The following is a 1,384-nucleotide window of genomic DNA, read 5'->3' as shown; positions in this document are numbered from 1 at the left end:
GATCTGTATTATGTCTATAAGTATAGCGGCAAATAAACCTAAAGAAAAAATGTCATTGACAACACAAATTCTCATTGCAACCGTTGGCGGTATTGTATTTGGGGCATTGGTTGGACCTTGGGCAGCGAATTTAAAATTTATTGGCGACATCTTCATTCGTTTAATCCAAATGTCTGTCGTTTTGTTGGTAATGACAGCAGTAACTGCTGCAATTGGAAACGTGGACAACAAAGGCGCAGGTAAAATGAGCCTGCATACATTTAAATGGATTATTGGATTAACAACAATATCCGCCTTTGTCGGACTTGGACTTGCACTGGTTATTCAGCCTGGTATAGGTATTACCATTGCTGGGGGAGCTGAAGCGGCAGCTTTGGCGGCACCTGAAGCTTCCATTACAGAGACACTTTTAGGCTTCTTTTCTACGAATATTGTTGGTTCAATGGCCAGCGGTGCAATGATTCCATGTATTGTTTTCGCCATTATTTTTGGCTTAGCAATGGGATCATATACTCGTGCAACAGGCAAAACGATGATCAGTGAGTTTGTGGTCGGCATTAATGGCGTTATCATGAACATCATTAAAATGGTGATGAATTTAGCACCAATCGGTATCTTCTGTCTGCTTGCTAACGTATCGGGTGCCGTTGGGTTCGCTGTCATTGTACCTATGCTTAAGTTCTTAGGTGCGCTTGCTATTGGTAGCCTTATCCTTTTGTTTGTTTATGGATTTGCGACAGCAACGTTACTTAAAATCAACCCATTTAAAATGCCGTCGAAATTTGCAAAGTTAGCGATTATGTCTATGACAACTACGTCATCAGCAATCTGCCTACCAACAAAAATGGAAGATTCTGTCACTAAGTTTGGTGTTAGCCGTAAAGTGTCTGATTTCGCTGGTCCAATTACGATGACAATGAATGCGAATGGCGCGGTAATGTGTTATGTCTTAGCCATTTTCTTTATGAGCCAATCAACAGGTATTGTACTTGAACCTTTCCAAATGGGGATGGCAATATTGCTATCAGTCATGATGTGTATGGGTACTATCGTTGTTCCTGGTGGCATGATCATCGTATATACATTCCTAGCAACTTCTATGGGTTTACCACTTGAAAGTGTTGCAATCCTAATTGGTATTGACTGGTTCGCAGGTATGTTCAGAACACTACTTAATAACGTTGTTGATGTGATGATAGCTATGCTAGTTGCAGATAAAATTGGCGAATTAGATCGTGATGTCTATAACGATAAAAAAACAGCAGAATACCTAGAAGTATAGTTTTTATATATACCTAAAATTATTTACCTTAATCAAAGCCATCTGGTATTCCAGGTGGCTTTTTTGTTACCAAAATCAATTATAAATAATCAAGTGTGTAAT

Annotated in this window: 1 protein-coding gene; it reads left to right on the top strand. The window is 39.2% G+C overall.

Features of this window, described 5'->3' with window-relative positions; genetic code table 11:
* Window positions 1-1,282, top strand: a 1,282-nt coding sequence (locus L4D78_RS28230; RefSeq protein ID WP_428469991.1) for a dicarboxylate/amino acid:cation symporter, incomplete at its 5' end; no start/stop codon positions are given.
* Window positions 1,283-1,384 lie beyond the last annotated feature (102 nt).

This window comes from Photobacterium minamisatsumaniensis (genome assembly GCF_050336695.1).
In the GTDB taxonomy this organism is placed as follows: Bacteria; Pseudomonadota; Gammaproteobacteria; order Enterobacterales; family Vibrionaceae; genus Photobacterium; species Photobacterium minamisatsumaniensis.
This window is presented reverse-complemented; position numbering and strand designations above follow the sequence as displayed.